General features: G+C 57.1%; 19 protein-coding genes and 1 riboswitch. Of the genes, 9 read left to right on the forward strand and 10 right to left on the reverse strand.

Annotated features, from left to right (window positions below):
* Window positions 1-32: 32 nt before the first annotated feature.
* The gene (gene rlmA, locus AA74_RS0100190) at window positions 33-848 is read left to right on the forward strand and encodes a 23S rRNA (guanine(745)-N(1))-methyltransferase (RefSeq protein WP_025910110.1); all 816 of its coding nucleotides are present in this window, start codon (window positions 33-35) and stop codon (window positions 846-848) included.
* Here the strand turns inward: rlmA and mntP are convergent.
* The 5 genes from mntP to manX form a co-directional block, all read right to left on the reverse strand.
* Complete coding sequence (mntP, locus tag AA74_RS0100195; protein ID WP_023293941.1) at window positions 845-1,411, reverse strand: manganese efflux pump MntP; 567 nt, start codon at window positions 1,409-1,411, stop codon at window positions 845-847. The genes rlmA and mntP overlap by 4 nt on opposite strands.
* A gap of 10 nt (window positions 1,412-1,421) precedes the next feature.
* Window positions 1,422-1,611, reverse strand: a riboswitch (yybP-ykoY riboswitch).
* Between the two features lie 198 nt (window positions 1,612-1,809).
* On the reverse strand, window positions 1,810-2,268 hold the full coding sequence (locus tag AA74_RS0100200; protein ID WP_023293940.1) for a DUF986 family protein: 459 nt from the start codon (window positions 2,266-2,268) through the stop codon (window positions 1,810-1,812).
* A gap of 61 nt (window positions 2,269-2,329) precedes the next feature.
* On the reverse strand, window positions 2,330-3,181 hold the full coding sequence (locus AA74_RS0100205; RefSeq protein ID WP_006810994.1) for a PTS mannose transporter subunit IID: 852 nt from the start codon (window positions 3,179-3,181) through the stop codon (window positions 2,330-2,332).
* Window positions 3,182-3,193: 12 nt separating this feature from the next.
* Window positions 3,194-3,994 (reverse strand): PTS mannose transporter subunit IIC, encoded by an 801-nt coding sequence (gene manY, locus AA74_RS0100210; RefSeq protein ID WP_008500490.1) that lies wholly within the window; start codon window positions 3,992-3,994, stop codon window positions 3,194-3,196.
* Between the two features lie 46 nt (window positions 3,995-4,040).
* Window positions 4,041-5,006 carry a PTS mannose transporter subunit IIAB gene (manX, locus tag AA74_RS0100215; RefSeq protein WP_008500491.1) on the reverse strand — a complete coding sequence of 322 codons (966 nt, stop codon included), beginning with the start codon at window positions 5,004-5,006 and terminating at the stop codon, window positions 4,041-4,043.
* A 316-nt stretch (window positions 5,007-5,322) separates the two neighbouring features.
* On the opposite strand from manX, the gene AA74_RS1000000123780 reads away from it, so the two are divergent.
* Window positions 5,323-5,481 (forward strand): hypothetical protein, encoded by a 159-nt coding sequence (locus AA74_RS1000000123780; RefSeq protein ID WP_371258203.1) that lies wholly within the window; start codon window positions 5,323-5,325, stop codon window positions 5,479-5,481.
* Entirely contained in the window at window positions 5,469-7,028 is a 1,560-nt protein-coding gene (gene yoaE, locus AA74_RS0100220) for a CNNM family cation transport protein YoaE (protein ID WP_008500492.1), read from the forward strand. The genes AA74_RS1000000123780 and yoaE overlap by 13 nt, the downstream gene beginning before the upstream one ends.
* Window positions 7,029-7,034: 6 nt before the next feature.
* Here yoaE and AA74_RS0100225 read toward each other — a convergent pair whose 3' ends face one another.
* From AA74_RS0100225 to pabB, 4 genes are all read right to left on the reverse strand, one after another.
* Window positions 7,035-8,633 carry a cyclic diguanylate phosphodiesterase gene (locus tag AA74_RS0100225; protein WP_025910130.1) on the reverse strand — a complete coding sequence of 533 codons (1,599 nt, stop codon included), beginning with the start codon at window positions 8,631-8,633 and terminating at the stop codon, window positions 7,035-7,037.
* A 130-nt stretch (window positions 8,634-8,763) separates the two neighbouring features.
* Window positions 8,764-10,128: an L-serine ammonia-lyase gene (gene sdaA, locus AA74_RS0100230; protein ID WP_008500494.1), complete on the reverse strand. Its 1,365-nt coding sequence runs from the start codon at window positions 10,126-10,128 to the stop codon at window positions 8,764-8,766.
* Window positions 10,129-10,313: 185 nt separating this feature from the next.
* Window positions 10,314-10,892 (reverse strand): CoA pyrophosphatase, encoded by a 579-nt coding sequence (locus tag AA74_RS0100235; protein ID WP_025910133.1) that lies wholly within the window; start codon window positions 10,890-10,892, stop codon window positions 10,314-10,316.
* A 6-nt stretch (window positions 10,893-10,898) separates the two neighbouring features.
* Window positions 10,899-12,224 carry an aminodeoxychorismate synthase component 1 gene (pabB, locus tag AA74_RS0100240; RefSeq protein WP_025910134.1) on the reverse strand — a complete coding sequence of 442 codons (1,326 nt, stop codon included), beginning with the start codon at window positions 12,222-12,224 and terminating at the stop codon, window positions 10,899-10,901.
* A gap of 61 nt (window positions 12,225-12,285) precedes the next feature.
* On the opposite strand from pabB, the gene AA74_RS0100245 reads away from it, so the two are divergent.
* Window positions 12,286-12,468 carry a YoaH family protein gene (locus AA74_RS0100245; RefSeq protein WP_008500497.1) on the forward strand — a complete coding sequence of 61 codons (183 nt, stop codon included), beginning with the start codon at window positions 12,286-12,288 and terminating at the stop codon, window positions 12,466-12,468.
* Window positions 12,469-12,474: 6 nt separating this feature from the next.
* Here the strand turns inward: AA74_RS0100245 and AA74_RS0100250 are convergent, their stop codons facing one another.
* Window positions 12,475-12,819 carry a RidA family protein gene (locus tag AA74_RS0100250; protein ID WP_025910137.1) on the reverse strand — a complete coding sequence of 115 codons (345 nt, stop codon included), beginning with the start codon at window positions 12,817-12,819 and terminating at the stop codon, window positions 12,475-12,477.
* A 133-nt stretch (window positions 12,820-12,952) separates the two neighbouring features.
* Between AA74_RS0100250 and AA74_RS0100255 the strand changes: the two genes are divergently transcribed.
* From AA74_RS0100255 to rnd, 5 genes are all read left to right on the forward strand, one after another.
* A complete protein-coding gene (locus AA74_RS0100255; RefSeq protein ID WP_023325496.1) occupies window positions 12,953-14,863 on the forward strand; it encodes an ATP-dependent DNA helicase in 1,911 nt (636 codons plus the stop codon).
* A 66-nt stretch (window positions 14,864-14,929) separates the two neighbouring features.
* The gene (gene tsaB, locus AA74_RS0100260) at window positions 14,930-15,625 is read left to right on the forward strand and encodes a tRNA (adenosine(37)-N6)-threonylcarbamoyltransferase complex dimerization subunit type 1 TsaB (RefSeq protein ID WP_025910140.1); all 696 of its coding nucleotides are present in this window, start codon (window positions 14,930-14,932) and stop codon (window positions 15,623-15,625) included.
* Window positions 15,626-15,662: 37 nt separating this feature from the next.
* Complete coding sequence (locus tag AA74_RS0100265; RefSeq protein ID WP_025910143.1) at window positions 15,663-16,244, forward strand: Slp family lipoprotein; 582 nt, start codon at window positions 15,663-15,665, stop codon at window positions 16,242-16,244.
* A 203-nt stretch (window positions 16,245-16,447) separates the two neighbouring features.
* Window positions 16,448-18,133 (forward strand): long-chain-fatty-acid--CoA ligase FadD, encoded by a 1,686-nt coding sequence (gene fadD, locus AA74_RS0100270; RefSeq protein ID WP_014884268.1) that lies wholly within the window; start codon window positions 16,448-16,450, stop codon window positions 18,131-18,133.
* 83 nt (window positions 18,134-18,216) lie between these two features.
* Window positions 18,217-19,332, forward strand: a complete 1,116-nt coding sequence (gene rnd, locus AA74_RS0100275) for a ribonuclease D (protein WP_155267959.1) — start codon at window positions 18,217-18,219, stop codon at window positions 19,330-19,332.
* The last annotated feature ends 101 nt before the right edge of the window (window positions 19,333-19,433 follow it).

The following is a 19,433-nucleotide window of genomic DNA, read 5'->3' on the forward strand; positions in this document are numbered from 1 at the left end:
ACTTCGCCCTTTGATTATGCTCCGGAGTAGCCATGTCCTTCAGCTGTCCCCTTTGTCACGCCCCCCTGACCTACTCAGATAAACGTTATACCTGTCCGCAGGGGCATCAGTTTGACCAGGCAAAAGAAGGCTACGTGAATCTTCTGCCGGTGCAGCATAAGCGCTCGCGCGATCCTGGCGACAGTGCAGAGATGATGCGGGCGCGCCGCGCGTTTCTCGATGCCGGGCATTATCTGCCGCTGCGGGAGACCGTCGCGCAGAGGCTGAATGACATTCTGTCGGCTTCCGCCACCGCCATGCTCGATATCGGCTGTGGGGAAGGGTACTACACCGCACGGTTTGCGGAGGTTGCTCGTGAGAAGGGCGCACAGACATTCGGTCTGGACGTGTCGAAAGTGGCCATTCGCGCGGCGGCAAAACGTTATACCGACGTGACGTTCTGCGTGGCGTCCAGCCACCGGCTGCCGTTTGACGATGCCAGCATGGACGCTGTTATCCGCATCTACGCGCCGTGTAAGGCGGAGGAGCTGGCGCGCGTCGTGAAACCGGGCGGATGGGTGGTCACCGTGACGCCAGGTCCGCGTCATCTGATGGAGCTGAAAGGGCTGATCTACGACGAAGTGCGTCTCCATGCCCCTCATTCTGAAAAGCTGGCCGGTTTTACCCTGAAGCAGGCGGAATCGGTGGCGTACGAAATGATGCTGAAAGGGGAAGAGGCCGTCGCGTTATTGCAGATGACGCCGTTCGCGTGGCGGGCAAAACCTGAGGTATGGGAAACGTTAGCGGCACACTCAACATTTCGCTGCCAGACGGACTTCAGCATCCACGTCTGGCAGCGCGAAGATTAACCGGCGAAGTGTGCCCAGAGGATCTGGGCACCAATGCCAATCAGCACAATTCCCCCGAGGATCTCGGCGCGTTTACCCAGCAGCGGGCCGATAAACCGTCCGACCATCATGCCCAGCGTGGACATAATCAGGGTTGCACAGCCAATAGCCAGCGCGGTGGCGATAATATTGACCTGCAAAAAAGCCAGACCGACGCCGACGGCCATCGCATCAAGGCTGGTGGCAATGGCCGTGGTGACCAGCAGCCAGAAGCCGTGGCGGTGCTGCGGCTCCTCGTCTTCATCATCGCCGCCGCGAAAACCTTCAATGACCATTCGGCCACCGAGAAACACCAGCAGGACGAAGGCAATCCAGTGGTTCCACTCCAGCACGAACTGGCTGGCGAGCATGCCAAGTCCCCAGCCGAGAAGCGGGGTCAGCGTTTCGATAGCGCCAAAAATCAGGCCGGTACGCAGGGCTTCTGAGAATTTAGGTTTGTGGAGCGTGGCGCCTTTCCCGATGGAAGCAGCGAATGCGTCCATGGACATGCCAAAAGCGAGAAGGATCGTAGCGGAGATATTCATAACAGCGTCCAGACCGGGGATATCCATATGACACATCACTGCCCCCAGTAAACAGCAGTTGATGTATCTATGGTCTCGCCTGATCGCAACGCACATAAGACATGCGGTAAGCGATCCGTACGTGCCACGTTTTTCAACGAGTATGTTGACACGTACATTTCCTGCGAACAGGAAATCGGCTACTCCCCAACGACGGGCGCAACCTTAACATATTTTGAGAATATAAAACAACAATGAAGAGGCATTATTTAAATCGTTTGTTGATAACGATTTTCATTTGTCTTTAAGCGTGAAAATATCGTTAACAAATAGAGATAAAATTAACGGTGTGGATATAGCTTTGGCTATATTTCCTGCGCAAAATAAAGACAAGTTATAGCCATTGCTATATATCTAACTCATTGAGTCTTAACGAGTAATTTGTATATCTTTTCCAGGTCATCAATATTCTTCACCCGAATAAGCAGGCGGCGTTGTTCTAATTGCATCACCAGCACGCCGTCCTCGGATAAATTCATCTCTTTAATACGGTTATATTCTATCCATACATTGGCGAAGAAGAATCCGTGGGATTTAAAAATGATTTTTGGTATGCGGATCCAGAACAGATAAATCGCCATTAATGCCAGCGCACATAATAACCATGTGGTTAATAATGCACCATGGCTGGTGACGTTATTGTAAATAAGAATGGCGATGAGGCCCACGAAGATAAAGGCATCCACGCGCCCGCGTCGTAGCAGGGGAAGGGAGAGCAGCGTCTCGCCGTGACGGCGCGGCATGATGAACTCGTCATAGATCGCATAAGCCAGAAGGGCAATAATAAATAAAACCAGTACGATGTCCGTGGCAGTCATTCTTCCTCCAGATAACCAATAAAAAACCGGGGGCAAGCCCCCGGCGTCTAACGTTATTGCATTACAGACCCAGCAGGCCGACGGCGTAACCCGCGATACCGATGACGAAGAAGCCAACGATGATCCACAGCGGGTTCACTTTCTTACGCAGCAGCCACATACAGGCGAAGGTCAACAGCAGCGGGACCAGGCCCGGCATCAGCTGGTCCAGAATCGTCTGCACGGTGGTGACGCGGGTCTGACCATCCTGTCCGGTGATGGTCGATACCACCAGCGGGATGTTCACGTGCGTCCACTTGTTAACCAGTGCCCCCATGACAAACAGGCCGAGGATTGACGCCCCCTCAGTCAGTTTCTGCAGGAAGCCGCCGCCCATGTCCTTAACGATGTCCACCCCTTTACGGTAGCCGTAGGCCACGCCGTAGTAACGGGTCAGCAGACGCACGGCGTTGAACAGGATGAAGAACAGCAGAGGACCAAGCAGGCTGCCGCTCATCGCGATACCGGCGCCCAGTGCGGCGAAGACCGGACGAACGGTACCCCAGAAGATAGGGTCACCAACGCCGGCCAGCGGGCCCATCAGGCCGACTTTGATACCGTTGATGGCACCGTCGTCAATCTCTGCACCGTTCGCACGCTGCTCTTCCATCGCCAGCGTTACGCCCAGAACGGGCGCCGCAACGTAAGGATGGGTGTTAAAGAATTCCAGGTGACGCTTGATGGCCTGACGGCGCGCTTCGTTGTTTTCCGGATACAGGCGTTTGATCGCCGGAACCATGGAGAAGCAGAAACCCAGCGCCTGCATACGTTCGAAGTTCCATGAACCCTGAAACAGGTTAGAACGGATGAACACGCCACGAATATCACCCGGAGTGAGTTTTTTCTCGGTGGTAGTTTTTGTCATATCAACCATGTCGCTCACCTGTTAGTCCAGTTCGTTATCGAGATCGTTGTTACCAGCAGCCTGCGCTGGGGCACCCGCGACGCGGTTATATTTCGGGCTGAGCTGGATGTAGAGAATCGCCATTACCGCACCAATCACACCCAGTGCAACCAGGTTGAAGTTGGTGAAGGCAGCGGTCACGAAGCCGAGGTAGAAGAACGGCATCAGGTAGCCTGCGCGCATCATGTTGATGACCATCGCATAACCAACGACCACGATCATGCCGCCCGCGATGTTCAGACCGCCGGTGACCACTTCAGGAATGGCGTTCAGCATGCTCTGGACTTCACTGGTACCGACGGAGATCGCCACGATAACCGCCGGGATCGCGATACGCATCGCCTGCAGGAACAGGGAAGAAACGTGGATCCACGACAGTGCCGTGAGGTTGCCGTTTTCGGCGGCCTTATCCGCTGCGTGCTGGAAGGCTACGGTGATAGTACGAACAATGATGGTCAGAACCTGGCCTGCGGCAGCCAGCGGGATCGCCAGGGCGATACCTGCACCAATACTCTGGTGACCGGCAATAACCAGAACGGTCGAAATGATAGAGGCCAGCGCGGCATCAGGCGCAACTGCCGCACCGATGTTCATCCAGCCCAGGGCGATCATTTCCAGGGTACCACCGATGATGATACCGGTTTTCATGTCACCCAGAACGGCCCCAATCAGCGTACAGGCCACCAGAGGGCGGTGGAACTGAAATTCATCAAGTACGGATTCCATACCCGCAATACATGCGACGACGAACACCAGTACAATCTGAAGAGTGGTAATCTCCATTGCACTTCTCCTATTACATAAACTTTATGTGAGAACCGGCGCGGGCTTATTTCCCAACTTTGCCGATCAAATCCATCATTTTCAGTTTTTGATCCGTGGAAACCTTACGGGCTTCCAGCTCAATACCGCGCGCATTCAGCTTGTTGAATGCCTCGATATCTTTCGCATCAACTGAAATGGCGTTGTTGACCTGCGTTTTGCCCTGACGGAAGGCCATACCACCAATGTTAACGGAGGTGATTTTCACGCCGCCTTCAACAATGCGCTCAACGTCTGTCGGGTTAGTGAACAGGAGCATTACGCGTTCGCCCGCATATTTCGGGTTGTTGTAAACGCGGATCATCTTGGCGACATCCACGACGTGCGCGGTAACGCCAGGCGGAGCAACCTGTGTCAGAAGGGTTTTACGAACGGTGTCGGCGGCCACTTCGTCGCTGACCACGATAATGCGTTGAACGTTGGTCTCTTTGGTCCAGCGCGTGGCAACCTGACCGTGGATGAGGCGGTCATCAATACGCGCAAGGCCAATCACCATGTAATCATTCGGACCCATCGGTTTTGCCGGCGCTGCCGCTTTCGGTGCCGCTGCGGGCGCAGGGGCAGGTTTTTCCACCGGCTGTGCTTTCAGGGCTTTCACCCCTTCACGGCCCGTTTCAACGGCCAGGGCCACCAGCTCGTCGAAAGACGGATTGTCGTCGCGCGCCATGAAGGTTTCCACCAGCATGGGGATATTGACCCCGGCGACAACTTCATAGTGCTCTTTATCGACGACAATGCGGCTGGCAGCATTGAACGGGCTGCCGCCCCATGTATCAACGAGAAACAGCACGCCCTTGCTGGTATCCAGCTTCGCGAGTTGAGCGTTGTACTTCTCAATCAGCGTCTCGGCGTTTTCACCGGGAACGAAATCGATCCAGCCGACGTTTTCCTGCTCGCCCAACAGCATCTCTGCCGTTTTGAGTAGCTGCTCAGCAGCCCAACCATGTGTGCCTATGACAATAGCAATGGTCACTTGCTACCTCCTTTTATTATCATTAATACGCCTGCCGGGCAGTCGTACTGAGAATCGTATTGGCGAACCGAATCGATTCAGATAAGGGTTAGAGTTCAAAAAACTAAGACTTCCGCGAATTATTTTAGATAGTGAAAAAATAATTTATGTGATGAAGATCCGTAATTTAGCCACGCGCGACAGAATTATCTTAAGGTTACAGCCACTGTGTTACAGATCTTTGCAAAGGAACGTAAATCTTTGCTAAAAATGCATTGTGTCTGATATGTTTAGCCTCCGTTTAATTGTTCAGGAGTATAGGGCTACAGCCCACTATATGGACCGTCACCGACGTCAGTCATCTTTCAGGCCATTTCGCGCCTTTTTCACCGGCGATCCTCGCCACGTATCGACTCTGTCTGCCTCTGTTTTGCCCACGTTGAGTGGGGCACCGTTTCGTCATTCCTTTAGCAGGAGCTTGTCATGGAATTCTTAATGGACCCGTCAATCTGGGTAGGATTGCTCACGCTGGTGGTGCTGGAGATTGTTCTCGGCATCGATAACCTGGTGTTTATCGCCATCCTTGCGGATAAGCTGCCCCCAAAACAGCGTGATAAAGCGCGTCTGATTGGTCTCTCGCTGGCGCTGGTCATGCGACTGGGTCTGCTCTCCGTTATCTCGTGGATGGTCACGCTGACCAAACCGTTATTCTCCGTCATGGATTACACCTTCTCCGGCCGTGATTTGATCATGCTGATCGGGGGGATATTCCTGCTCTTCAAAGCGACGACAGAGCTCCATGAGCGGCTGGAAAACCGGCAGCACGATGATGGTCACGGTAAAGGGTATGCCAGCTTCTGGGTAGTGGTGCTGCAGATCGTGGTGCTGGATGCGGTCTTCTCGCTGGATGCGGTGATCACGGCGGTCGGCATGGTGAACCACCTGCCGGTCATGATGGCGGCGGTGGTTATTGCGATGGCGGTCATGCTGCTGGCGTCGAAACCGCTGACGCGTTTCGTGAACCAGCATCCGACGGTGGTGGTGCTGTGTCTGAGCTTCCTGCTGATGATTGGTCTGAGCCTGGTGGCGGAAGGCTTTGGCTTCCATATTCCGAAAGGCTACCTGTACGCTGCGATTGGCTTCTCGATCCTGATCGAGCTGTTCAACCAGATTGCGCGTCGTAACTTTATTAAGCAGCAGTCAAATCAGCCGCTGCGCGCCCGTACCGCGGATGCCATTCTTCGCCTGATGGGCGGTCGTCGTCAGGTGAACGTTCAGTCTGATTCCGAAAACCACAACCCGGTTCCGGTGCCGGAAGGGGCGTTTGTGGAACAGGAACGCTACATGATTAACGGCGTGCTCTCTCTGGCCTCCCGTTCGCTGCGCGGCATCATGACGCCGCGCGGGGAGATCAGCTGGGTCGATGCTAACCTGAGCGTGGATGAAATTCGCCAGCAGCTGCTCTCTTCACCGCACAGCCTGTTCCCGGTGTGTCGCGGCGAGCTGGATGAGATCATCGGCGTGGTCAGGGCAAAAGAGATGCTGGTCGCTCTGGAAGAAGGCGTTAACGTCGAAGCCGTTGCTGCCGCATCGCCTGCGATTGTGGTGCCGGAAACGCTGGATCCGATCAACCTGCTCGGTGTGCTGCGCCGCGCGCGCGGTAGCTTTGTTATCGTCACCAACGAGTTTGGCGTGGTGCAGGGGCTGGTGACGCCGCTGGACGTGCTGGAAGCGATTGCCGGTGAATTCCCGGATGAAGACGAAACGCCGGAAATTGTTGCCGACGGCGAAGGCTGGCTGGTTAAAGGTACGACCGACCTGCACGCGCTCTCGCACACGCTGGGGCTGGAAAACGTGGTCAACGATGAAGAAGACATCGCGACCGTTGCCGGTCTGGTTATCGCCGTGAACGGGCAGATCCCGCGCGTCGGCGATGTGATTGAGCTGCCGCCGCTGCACATTACCATTGTCGAAGCCAACGACTATCGTGTTGATATGGTCCGCATTGTTAAAGAACAATCTGCCCACGATGAAGATGAGTAAGTCTGCTTAACGCAGCGGCATTAAGGGCACGATGTGCCCGTTATGACGCGCTGGCGGGGGAGCACTTCCCGCCAGCCAGTCTGGAAAGTCCCGCAGCGGCATCGGCCGCGCATAGAAAAATCCCTGCAGCACAGGTACGCCGTGACGGCGTAAATAGCGCGCCTGCTCCTCAGTCTCAACCCCTTCCGCCACCAGCTCGATATTCAGCCGCTGGCCCAGCGCAATAATCATATCCGTCACCGTTGAATTCACGGCGTCGGTGCCGATGGCGGTCGTAAAAGACTGGTCAATCTTCAGAACGTCCGGGTGCAGCTTTTCAAGCCAGGAGAGGGAGCTGTTCCCGGTGCCGAAATCGTCGATAGCAAGCTTCACGCCTTTGCGATGCAGTTCACGCACGATGCGATAATCCGCGTCCAGCAGCGCATCCCGTTCCGTGAGTTCAATTACCAGCTGTTGGCGCGGACAGGCGCTGAACCAGAGACGGTTCAGATCCTGTATCAATACTGCGTGGCGGAAATGGCTGGCGGCGACGTTAATGCCGATGTGAAAACCGGGGCTGGACGGGAAGTAGCCTATCTGGCGCACCGTTTCGGCGATGACGTAGCGGGTCAGGGGGACAATCTGGTTATGTTCTTCTGCCAGAGGGATAAACACCTCCGGGGTGATCCAACCCTGACGGGGGTTATTCCAGCGCAGCAGGATCTCCACGCCAGTGCACGCCTGGGTGCGGGCATTCACCAGCGGCTGGCAGAAAAGCTCAAATTCCCGCGCCGCAATGCCCATATCGATCTCCCACGTAAAGCTCATCCGGTTTGCCGTCGCCAGCCAGGCGAGATAGCCCAGCAGCAGGCTGAGCATCAGTCCCAGCGGCAGCTGGGCGGGCAGGCTTTTTAAGGCTAACTCTCCGGGGCCAGGTCCGCCGACCGTAATCGTGAAAGGATTTTGGGTTGAAGACTGCTGGAAAAGGGCGCTCTCCTCATCAAACGTCAGGCTGTCGGTGACGCGTTGACCGTAGCGTAAAAAGCGATTGCCGACTGTCAGCACCACGTCATTGATGAGCGGACGCTGGGGCTCGAGGATCATTCTGGCGATCAGGTCGATATTGATAATCTCGACGACGCCATCTTCACCGTCCTGAGAGACGGGATACCACTGGATCAAAACAGGGCTACCCTTAAGCAGCCACTGGTCGGTCGATAAAATCAGCTTCGCCGTGCTGGCAGGGAGCTCCTGAAGGACGTCACGCACAGGCTCGCTGCGGCTGCCGAAAATACTCGAACAGTACAGGATACCGTCTTCGATCAGGGCAATGGAGCGTACCGTCTGCAAAATGGCTGCCTGCTGCCGCAGTGCCAGTTGCACCTGCAGGCAGGGCTGCCCCACCAGCGGCTGCAGCACGTTGCGGTGGTTTTCCAGGGAAAGCAGAACGTTATCAAGGGCGCGAACGGTATGGCTGGTAAAATCGAGGATCCGCTGTTGGTTAACGTTGCGCTGGGAGATAAAGCGAATGCCTAGCGTCAGGATGAGCGTGAGGAGCGCAACCGTCACGCAGACGATAACGCGTTTTCGGCGATAATTTTTAATGATCGTTTGTGCAGTTTGCATGAACGGTCGCCTGATAAGCCACCAGCCACAAAAGCCGGACGCAACAGTAAAAGTGTAGTGGGGAAAGCAGAAGGAGACGAGGAAGAAGAGGGAAATTCGCCCATCCGTTGCAGATGGGCGAAAGGCAGTATTAGTCGCACTGCACCTTAATGGCCAGGCCACCACGGGACGTCTCGCGGTATTTCGCGTTCATGTCTTTGCCCGTTTCGTACATGGTTTCAATCACCTTATCCAGCGATACGCGAGGTTCGCTGGTACGGCGCATCGCCATACGAGAGGCGTTGATGGCTTTCACCGAGGCAATCGCGTTACGCTCAATGCACGGCACCTGCACCTGGCCCGCGACCGGGTCGCAGGTCAGACCGAGGTTATGTTCCATACCGATTTCAGCCGCCACGCAGACCTGCTCAGGGCTTGCACCCAACAGCTCTGCCAGACCCGCCGCCGCCATGGAGCAGGCCACGCCGACTTCACCCTGACAGCCCACTTCCGCACCGGAGATGGAGGCATTCATCTTGTACAGCGCGCCGATGGCACCTGCCGCCAGGAAATAACGGATATAGATGTCCGGCGTCACGGGCTCAATAAAGTGGTCGTAATACGCCAGCACCGCAGGAACAATGCCGCACGCGCCGTTGGTTGGCGCCGTCACGACGCGGCCCCCGGCGGCGTTCTCTTCGTTAACCGCAAGCGCAAACATATTCACCCAGTCGACCACGTTCATCGGGTCGTTGGAGAATTTGTCCGTGGTTACCAGCATACGGCGCAGAGCAGAGGCACGACGCGGCACGCGCAGTGGACCCGGCAGAACGCCTTCGGTGTTCATCCCGCGATCGATACAGGCGCGCATGGTTTGCCAGACGTTGGCAAAATAGTCTTCAATCTCTTGTTTGCTGTGCAGGGCCAGTTCGTTCTGCATCACCATGCCGGAGAGGGAAAGACCGGTCTGTTTGCAGTAGCCCAGCATCTCGGTCGCCGATTTGAACGGGTACGGCACGCTGACGTCGCCGACGCTGTCTTTGCCAAAATGCTCTTCATCCACGATGAAACCACCGCCGATGGAGTAGTACGTTTTGCTGTAGATCTCTTTTTCACCGCTATAAGCGTGAATGGTCATGCCGTTTTCATGCAGCGGCAGGTTGTCGCTGCGAAAACGCATGCCGTCATCCTGCGGGAAATCGACTTCCTGCTGGCCGTTTGCCAGCAGCAGGCGGCCACGTGTTTCCACGTCGCGGATGAATGCCGGAATGGCATCAATATCAACGGTATCCGGCATATTGCCTGCCAGACCCATAATAATGGCGATATCGGTGTGGTGGCCTTTACCCGTTAATGACAGCGAGCCGTAAACATCCACGGCGACACGGGTAACGCTTTCCAGTAATCCTTTTTCGACCAGATCATCGACGAACTGTTTACCGGCCTTCATCGGGCCAACAGTATGGGAAGACGAAGGGCCAATTCCCACTTTGAACATGTCGAATATACTAATCACTTTCACACTCCTGACAGGGTTACCGGGGTTCCAGTAACGATGTTATAACTGCGCATAGTGTAAGAGGGAACACCGACCTCGGCTTAACTATTCACATGAATTAAACTAATGGTTAACGATGGGTTTTGCTAATAGCGCGACGCAGATCGCAAACCTGGCAGAAGAGGGCGGAATGTAAAGTATAGTCAAGGTTTCAGGCCGATCTGCAGCGCCAGTTCACGAATGATGCCCGCCGTCATGCCCCAGACAAAATAATGCTGATACCAGGACAACCAGACCCGATGGTCATGCCCACGACGCTGAATATCCAGCGGGTGGTAACGACTCAGTCGAAGGGCTTCATCCAGCGGCATTTCAAACACCGCAGAGACTTCATCAACGCTGGCGTGATACTGCAGACCCGGCGGGATAATGCCCACCACCGGCGTGACCTGGAAACCGGTAACGCTGTCGACGGGCGGCAGCACGCCGATGATCTCAACGGCCTCCGGCGGAATGGCCACCTCTTCCTGCGCTTCGCGCAGCGCGGCGGCAATCAGCGAGGCGTCGGAGCTGTCTACCGCGCCCCCCGGAAAAGCGACCTGACCGGCATGCTTACGTAAATGGGCGGAACGCTGGGTGAGCAGCAGGCCCGGCTTCGCGCGACGCACGACCGGGATCAGCACGGCCGCCTGACGCTGATTCAGCGCCTCGCGGCTCACCTGCGGTCTTAGTAGCTGAAAACGCGATAAAAAGTCATCCAGCGTCAGGTTCTCTTTTTCCACCCGTGATTACTCCAGTAGTTTCAGGATACGGTTAACTTTATCAAAGGTTTCCTGATATTCCGCATCGACCTGACTATCGGCAACAATCCCGCCCCCGGCCGAACAGTAAAGGTTTCCGTTGCAGGCGGTCAGCGTGCGGATGGTAATGCTGGTATCCAGCGTGCCGCACAGGCTGATATAGCCGATGCTGCCGCACCAGGCATTGCGCCGGTGGGGCTCCAGTTCATCAATGATCTCCATTGCCCGCACCTTCGGCGCACCGGTGATGGAGCCGCCCGGGAACGCGGCGCGCAGCAGGTCGCAGGCCGTGCGCGAGTCTGGCAACTGCGCGGTAATGGTGCTGACCAGATGATGCACCGCAGGGAAAGGCTCGACGACAAACAGTTCCGGCACGCGGACGCTGCCCGGCACGGCCACCCGGCCAATGTCGTTGCGCATCAGATCGACAATCATCAGGTTTTCGGCGCGGTCTTTCGGCGAGGCGGCCAGCTTTTCCGCCTGCTGACGGTCGGCGTCGGGATCGGCAAGGCGTGGAAGCGTGCCCTTAATCGGGCGGGTTTGAATGGTCCCCTCCGCCAGGTGAATAAAGCGCTCGGGCGACAGGCTGAGGATCGCCCCCTGTTCCAGACGGACAAATGCGCTGAACGGCGCCTTATTGCTGGCATTTAGGCGGGTAAACGCCTGCCACTCATCTCCCCGATAGGTCGCCTGGAAGCGCTGAGCGAGGTTAACCTGGTAGCAGTCGCCGCTTTGCAGATACGCCTGAACGCGCGAGAATTTTTCGCCATATTCCGCAGCGCTCATATTTGAGCGCCAGCCGGAGGTGAGCGTGAACGTCTGTGCCGGTGCAGCCTGTTGCGCCTCAAGCCAGTCCAGACGCGCCTGGACGTCACGATGGCTCAGCAGGGAAACCGTTTTTTTCTGGTGATCGACGATTAACGCCCAGTCATACAGCCCCACGGCCATGTCTGGCAGAGAAATATCAGCCTGCGCACGCTCGGGCAGCGTTTCGAAACGGCGGCCCAGGTCGTAACCAAACAGGCCCAGCGCGCCTCCCTGAAAGGGAAGGTCCGGGTTTGGCGTAGCGGATAAGCCCAGCGCGTTAATATCGTGCTGAAGCTGCGCCAGCGGATCGTCCGTCAGCGACAGGTCATCGGTTGTCAGCGTCTTCAGCGGATCGGCGACCAGAATATCAAAGCGGCTGTAGGGATGGTCCGCATGGCCGGAGTGCAGCAGCATCGCAAACGGAAGATGGCTCAGGCGGGAAAACCAGTATTCAGCGGCGTCTGTCCGCCAGGGCAGGGTAATAACAGTGGGGAAGCGCATGTTCATGTGTGGCATACTACCGGGCAGCGTGAAATAATTAGCGCGAATAATTTAGCAGGAGTTGACGATGTTTGCAGGTTTACCTTCTCTGAGCCATGAACAGCAGCAGAAAGCGGTTGAGCGAATTCAGGAGCTGATGTCCCAGGGGATGAGCAGCGGACAGGCGATTTCCCAGGTGGCGGAAGAGCTGCGCGCCACGCATACCGGCGAGCGGATCGTGGCGCGTTTCGAGGATGAAGATGAAGAGTGATCGGGCTTAAACCGCCGCGATAATCTTAATCTCAACCTTGTATTCCGGCTTCATCAGCGTGGCCTGTACGGTGCAACGTACAGGCGCGTGACCCGCCACCACCCACGCGTCCCAGGCTTTGTTCATCGCCGCGAAGTGATCTTTGTTCGCCAGGAAAATCGTCGCATCCAGAATGCGGGATTTGTCGCTGCCCTGTTTTTCCAGCACCGCGTCAATCTGCGCCAGGGTATTGGCCGTCTGCTCAAACGCATCCGCGTCAAGGTTCGCCGGGACGCCGGTGTAGTAGAGCGTCTGGTTGTGGATCACCACATCAGACCAGCGGGCTTCGGCATCAATGCGCACAATTGTCATAAACGTTTCCTCGTTATTTTTCGTCATCAGGCGGCAAGACTGCCATATTGTTCTCGTGTCGTCACTATTTGGGGTGGCACAGGAGAGGATGGGCTGACATAATCCCTGTGCAAAAATACAGTGAGAGAGCACCGTGGCAGACGATTTTTCCCCTGAAGGTCAATTAGCGCAGGCTATCCCCGGCTTCAAACCCCGTGAGCCTCAGCGACAGATGGCGCATGCCGTTGCACGCGCCATCGATAAGGCTCAGCCGCTGGTGGTCGAAGCGGGTACCGGCACGGGTAAAACCTATGCTTACCTTGCGCCAGCGCTGCGGGCGAAAAAAAAGGTGATTATCTCCACCGGTTCGAAAGCCCTGCAAGACCAGCTCTACAGCCGCGATTTGCCCACGGTGGCAAAGGCGCTGAAATACAAAGGCCGTCTGGCCCTGCTGAAGGGGCGCTCCAACTATCTCTGCCTGGAACGCCTTGAGCAGCAGGCGCTGGCGGGCGGCGACCTGCCGGTGCAAACCCTGAGCGACGTCATTATCCTTCGCGCCTGGGCGAACCAGACCGAAGAGGGCGATATCAGCACCTGCGCGAGCGTGCCGGAAGACTCTCCCGCCTGGCCGCTGGTGACCAGCACCAACGACAACTGCCTCGGCAGCGACTGCCCGCTGTATAAAGACTGCTTCGTGGTGAAAGCGCGCAAAACGGCGATGGATGCGGATGTGGTGGTGGTGAACCACCATCTGTTCCTCGCGGATATGGTGGTTAAGGACAGCGGCTTTGGTGAGCTGATCCCGGAGGCGGACGTGATGATCTTCGACGAAGCCCACCAGCTGCCGGATATCGCCAGCCAGTATTTTGGGCAGTCGCTCTCCAGCCGCCAGCTGCAGGATCTGGCGAAAGATTTCACCATTGCATACCGGACCGAACTCAAAGATACCCAGCAGCTGCAGAAGTGCGCCGACCGTCTGGCGCAGAGCGCGCAGGATTTTCGTTTACAGCTTGGCGAGCCGGGCTATCGCGGAAACCTGCGCGAGCTGCTGGCGGACAAAAACATCCAGCGCGCGCTGCTGCTGCTTGATGATGCGCTTGAGCTCTGCTATGACGTGGCGAAACTGTCGCTCGGCCGCTCCGCGCTGCTCGACGCGGCCTTCGAGCGCGCCACGCTCTATCGCGGGCGGCTGAAACGGCTGAAAGAGATTAACCAGCCGGGTTACAGCTACTGGTATGAATGCACCTCGCGCCACTTTACCCTGGCGCTCACGCCGCTGACGGTGGCGGATAAATTTAAAGAGGTGATGGCGCAAAAGCCGGGCAGCTGGATCTTCACGTCGGCAACCCTGTCGGTGAATGACGACCTGCACCACTTCACCGAGCGCCTCGGTATTGAGCAGGCGGAATCGCTGCTTCTGCCCAGCCCGTTCGATTACGAAAAGCAGGCGCTGCTCTGCGTGCCGCGCAATCTGCCGCTTCCCAACCAGCCGGGTGCGGCCCGGCTGCTGGCGGCGATGCTGAAGCCGATGATCGAGGCCAATAACGGCCGCTGCTTTATGCTCTGCACCTCCCACGCCATGATGCGCGACCTCGCCGAACAGTTCCGCGCCACCATGACGCTACCGGTGCTGCTGCAGGGCGAAACCAGCAAAGGCCAGCTGCTGCAGCAGTTCGTTAGCGCCGGTAACGCCCTGCTGGTCGCAACCAGCAGCTTCTGGGAAGGGGTGGACGTGCGCGGCGACACGCTTTCGCTGGTGATCATTGATAAGCTGCCGTTTACCTCCCCGGACGATCCGCTGCTGAAGGCGCGGATGGAAGACTGCCGCCTGCGCGGCGGCGATCCGTTTGACGAGGTTCAGCTGCCGGATGCGGTCATTACGCTTAAGCAAGGGGTAGGGCGCTTAATCCGTGACGTCACCGATCGCGGCGTGCTGGTCATCTGCGATAACCGGCTGGTGATGCGTCCTTACGGGGCAACCTTCCTTGCAAGCCTGCCGCCCGCACCGCGGACGCGGGACATAAAACGCGCGGTGCGTTTCCTGGCAAACCCAACGGCGGAGTAATTTACCCCGGAGTGTGCTAAGATGCGCGCCATTTTGTGACTGACCCTTGCGAGAGCGCGACGACTGATGCGAATTCTGGCTATTGATACCGCGACAGAGGCTTGCTCTGTTGCTCTGTTGAACGACGGTGCTGTTTCTGCCCATTTCGAAGAGTGCCCACGGGAACACACCCAACGCATTCTCCCCCTGGTAAAAGCCATTTTAACCCAGGGCAACACCTCCTTAACCGACCTCGACGCGCTGGCCTTTGGCCGCGGCCCCGGCAGCTTTACGGGCGTACGCATCGGGATTGGCATTGCGCAAGGGCTGGCGCTGGGCGCCGAACTGCCGATGATCGGCGTCTCAACCCTCGCCACCATGGCGCAGGGCGCATGGCGCATGACCGGGGCAACGCGCGTCCTGGCCGCAATAGATGCCCGCATGGGCGAAGTTTACTGGGCCGAATACACCCGCGACGAGCAGGGCGTGTGGCACGGTGAAGAGACGGAAGCCGTGCTTAAGCCGGAAGCGGTGACGGAACGGCTGAAGCAGCTGTCCGGCGAGTGGGCGACCGTCGGTACGGGCTGGCCAGCGTGGCCTGAGATGGCGAACGGCACCGGGCTGACGCTGGTGGACGGCAACATGCTTCTGCCAACTGCGGAAGATATGCTTCCGATTGCCAGCCAGCTGCTCGCAGCAGGCAAAACCGTGGCCGTTGAACACGCGGAACCGGTTTATTTGCGAAACACCGTCGCGTGGAAGAAACTTCCGGGCCGCGAGTGAATCTCAGTAACAGGAACTGAGAAAAAGGAGTCGCATCATGGCGGTTCAGACTAAAGTAGTACGCCTTATTATGGCAGGCGCGGTTGCCATAGCACTGAGCGGATGCGTTTCCGTTCCTGATGCGATTAAGGGCAGCAGCCCGACGCCACAGCAGGATCTGGTTCGGGTGATGAATGCACCTGAGCTGTACGTCGGCCAGGAAGCGCGCTTCGGCGGTAAGGTCATAGACGTACAAAACCAGCAGGGGAAAACCCGTCTGGAGATCGCCACCGTTCCGCTGGACAGCGGCGCGCGGCCTGTACTGGGCGAGGCCTCCCGGGGACGTATCTATGCGGACGTCAGCGGGTTCCTCGATCCGGTCGATTTTCGCGGACAGCTGGTGACCGTCGTCGGGCCGATTATCGGCGCCGTACAGGGCAAAATCGGCAGCACGCCGTATAAATTTATGACCATGCAGGTGAACGGCTACAAGCGCTGGCGGCTGGCACAGCAGGTGATCATGCCGCCTCAGCCGATCGATCCGTGGATGTGGGGTCCACATCCTTATCGTTACGGCTACCCGGGCTGGGGCTGGTATAACCCGGGGCCTGCACAGGTACAGACGATCGTTACTGAGTAACTTACTGTTATTGCTAGAAAAGAGACAGCGGCTCAGCCGCTGTCTCTGTTTTTTTACGGATAAAACGAAAAAAAAGAGTGACGCGCTTCGCAACCTTAAATCTGAACAATTAATAAACTGGTACGCTGAGTTAATATAATGTTAACAAACTGTTTATTATCGGGGTTGTGATGACGACGAACACTCATTTCAGAGGTGATGCATTGAAGAAGGTTTGGCTTAACCGTTATCCCGCAGATGTTCCTGCTGAGATCAATCCTGACCGTTATCAATCCCTGGTGGAATTATTTGAACACTCGGTAAGGCGCTACGCGGACCAGCCCGCATTTGTGAATATGGGCGAGGTGATGACGTTCCGTAAGCTGGAGGAGCGCAGCCGGGCGTTTGCGGCGTACCTGCAGGAAGGGCTGGGGCTGCAAAAAGGGGACCGCGTCGCGCTAATGATGCCGAACCTGCTGCAATACCCGGTGGCGCTGTTCGGTATCCTGCGTGCCGGGATGATTGTCGTTAACGTCAACCCGCTGTACACCCCGCGCGAGCTGGAGCATCAGCTGAACGACAGCGGCGCGGTTGCGATCGTCATTGTGTCCAACTTTGCCCATACGCTGGAAAAAGTGGTCGACAAAACCCAGGTGAAACACGTCATCCTGACGCGCATGGGGGACCAGCTCTCCACCGCCAAAGGCACGCTGGTTAACTTTGTCGTCAAATACGTCAAACGTCTGGTGCCAAAATACCATCTGCCGGACGCTATCTCCTTCCGCCGCGCGCTGCATGCGGGCTATCGTATGCAGTACGTTAAGCCGGAAGTGGTCTCAGAAGATCTCGCGTTCCTGCAGTATACCGGCGGTACCACCGGCGTGGCGAAAGGCGCAATGCTGACCCACCGCAACATGCTGGCGAACCTTGAGCAGGTCAATGCCACCTACGGGCCGCTGCTGCATCCCGGCAAAGAGCTGGTCATTACGGCGCTGCCGCTGTACCACATTTTCGCACTGACCATGAACTGCCTGCTGTTTATTGAGCTCGGCGGTCAAAACGTGCTGATTACTAACCCGCGTGATATACCGGGGCTGGTGAAAGAGCTGGCAAAATACCCGTTCACCGCCATGACCGGGGTAAATACCCTGTTTAACGCGCTGCTTAATAACAAAGAGTTCCAGCAGTTGGACTTCTCCACGCTCCATCTCTCTGCGGGCGGCGGCATGCCGGTTCAGCAGGCGGTGGCCGAGCGCTGGGTGAAGCTTACCGGCCAGTATCTGCTGGAGGGCTATGGCCTGACGGAGTGCGCGCCGCTGGTCAGCGTTAACCCGCATGACATCGACTACCACAGCGGAAGCATTGGCCTGCCCGTTCCTTCCACTGAAGCGAAACTGGTCGATGATAACGATAACGAAGTCGCGCCGGGTGAGCCGGGTGAGCTTTGCGTCAAAGGTCCACAGGTCATGCTGGGCTACTGGCAGCGTCCCGATGCGACCGACGAAATCATCAAAGACGGCTGGCTGCATACCGGTGACATCGCGGTGATGGATGACGAGGGCTTCCTGCGCATTGTCGATCGCAAGAAAGATATGATCCTGGTCTCCGGCTTCAACGTCTATCCGAATGAGATCGAAGACGTGGTGATGCAGCACAGCGGCGTGCTGGAAGTGGCAGCGGTCGGCGTGCCTTCCGGCAGCAGCGGTGAAGCGGTGAAGATATTTGTGGTCAAGAAGGATCCTTCTCTCACCGAGGAAGCGCTGATAACGTTTTGTCGTCGTCAGCTGACGGGCTATAAAGTGCCGAAGCTGGTGGAATTCCGCGACGAGCTGCCGAAATCCAACGTCGGGAAGATATTACGACGAGAATTACGTGACGAAGCCCGTGCCAAAGTAGACAATAAGGCCTGAGCTTCACGTTAATCGTCCAGACGCCGGTTAAGCCGGCGTTTTTTATGGGCGCAAACAAAAGAGAATCCGATTTGAATTACCAGATGATCACGACCAACGACGAGCTGGCTTCGCTGTGCGAAGTGACGCGCGACTTTCCTGCCATTGCCCTGGATACCGAGTTTGTCCGTACCCGGACGTACTATCCGCAGCTGGGGTTGATTCAGATGTACGACGGTAAACACGTGTCGCTGATCGACCCTCTCGGCATTACCGACTGGACGCCGATGCGCGATCTGCTGCTCGATACCGCCGTCACGAAATACCTGCACGCAGGCAGTGAAGATCTGGAAGTCTTTCTGAACACCTTTGGCATCATGCCTCAGCCGCTGATTGATACGCAGATCCTTGCGGCGTTCAGCGGGCGACCGCTCTCCTGGGGCTTTGCCGCCATGGTGGAGGAGTATACGGGCCTGACGCTGGATAAAAGCGAATCCCGTACCGACTGGCTGGCGCGTCCGCTTACCGCGCGCCAGCTGGAGTATGCGGCGGCTGACGTGTTTTACCTGCTGCCGATCGCCGGACAGCTGATGAAAGAAGCCGAGGCATCCGGCTGGCTGTCCGCCGCGCTGGACGAGTGCCGTATGACCCAGCTGCGTCGTCAGGAAGTGGTGGATCCGAAAGAGGCCTGGCGCGACATCAGCAACGCCTGGCAGCTGCGTACGCGTCAGCTGGCGTGCCTGCAGCTGCTGGCAGACTGGCGCTTGCGTAAAGCGCGCGAGCGCGATCTGGCCGTTAACTTTGTGGTTCGCGAAGAGCATCTCTGGGCGGTTGCGCGCTATATGCCGGGCAGCCTCGGCGAGCTGGACAGCATTGGGCTTTCGGGCAGTGAAATCCGTTTCCACGGCAAAACCCTGCTGGCGCTGGTCGCAAAAGCGCAGGCGTTACCGGAAGAGGCGCTGCCGGAACCGCTGCTGAACCTGATGGATATGCCAGGCTATCGCAAAGCGTTTAAGGACATCAAAGCGCGGGTGCAGGCGGTGGCTACGGAAAGCAAGCTGAGCGCGGAACTGCTCGCTTCACGCCGTCAGATTAATCAGCTGCTTAACTGGCACTGGAAGCTGAAGCCGCAGAATGGCTTGCCGGAGATGATGGCGGGATGGCGCGGGGAATTGATGGCCGATCGCCTGAATACGCTGCTGGAAGGTTATCCGCGATAAAAAATATGCCGGGTGATAAACCCGGCATATTCCCCCGGTGGCGCTGCTGTATGACCGGATACATAGGTGACAGATCAGACCGGGAACATAGGTAACACTTT

It is taken from the genome of Enterobacter sp. 5-4 (assembly GCF_000612205.1).
GTDB lineage: Bacteria > Pseudomonadota > Gammaproteobacteria > Enterobacterales > Enterobacteriaceae > Enterobacter > Enterobacter roggenkampii.

Coding starts and splice junctions, on each gene's coding strand:
- rlmA (WP_025910110.1), top strand. CDS start 33: ATGTCCTTCAGCTGTCCCCTTTGTCACGCCCCCCTGACCTACTCAGAT.
- mntP (WP_023293941.1), bottom strand. CDS start 1,411: ATGAATATCTCCGCTACGATCCTTCTCGCTTTTGGCATGTCCATGGAC.
- AA74_RS0100200 (WP_023293940.1), bottom strand. CDS start 2,268: ATGACTGCCACGGACATCGTACTGGTTTTATTTATTATTGCCCTTCTG.
- AA74_RS0100205 (WP_006810994.1), bottom strand. CDS start 3,181: ATGGTTGATATGACAAAAACTACCACCGAGAAAAAACTCACTCCGGGT.
- manY (WP_008500490.1), bottom strand. CDS start 3,994: ATGGAGATTACCACTCTTCAGATTGTACTGGTGTTCGTCGTCGCATGT.
- AA74_RS1000000123780 (WP_371258203.1), top strand. CDS start 5,323: ATGGACCGTCACCGACGTCAGTCATCTTTCAGGCCATTTCGCGCCTTT.
- yoaE (WP_008500492.1), top strand. CDS start 5,469: ATGGAATTCTTAATGGACCCGTCAATCTGGGTAGGATTGCTCACGCTG.
- AA74_RS0100225 (WP_025910130.1), bottom strand. CDS start 8,633: ATGCAAACTGCACAAACGATCATTAAAAATTATCGCCGAAAACGCGTT.
- pabB (WP_025910134.1), bottom strand. CDS start 12,224: ATGAACATGCGCTTCCCCACTGTTATTACCCTGCCCTGGCGGACAGAC.
- AA74_RS0100245 (WP_008500497.1), top strand. CDS start 12,286: ATGTTTGCAGGTTTACCTTCTCTGAGCCATGAACAGCAGCAGAAAGCG.
- AA74_RS0100250 (WP_025910137.1), bottom strand. CDS start 12,819: ATGACAATTGTGCGCATTGATGCCGAAGCCCGCTGGTCTGATGTGGTG.
- tsaB (WP_025910140.1), top strand. CDS start 14,930: ATGCGAATTCTGGCTATTGATACCGCGACAGAGGCTTGCTCTGTTGCT.
- AA74_RS0100265 (WP_025910143.1), top strand. CDS start 15,663: ATGGCGGTTCAGACTAAAGTAGTACGCCTTATTATGGCAGGCGCGGTT.
- rnd (WP_155267959.1), top strand. CDS start 18,217: ATGATCACGACCAACGACGAGCTGGCTTCGCTGTGCGAAGTGACGCGC.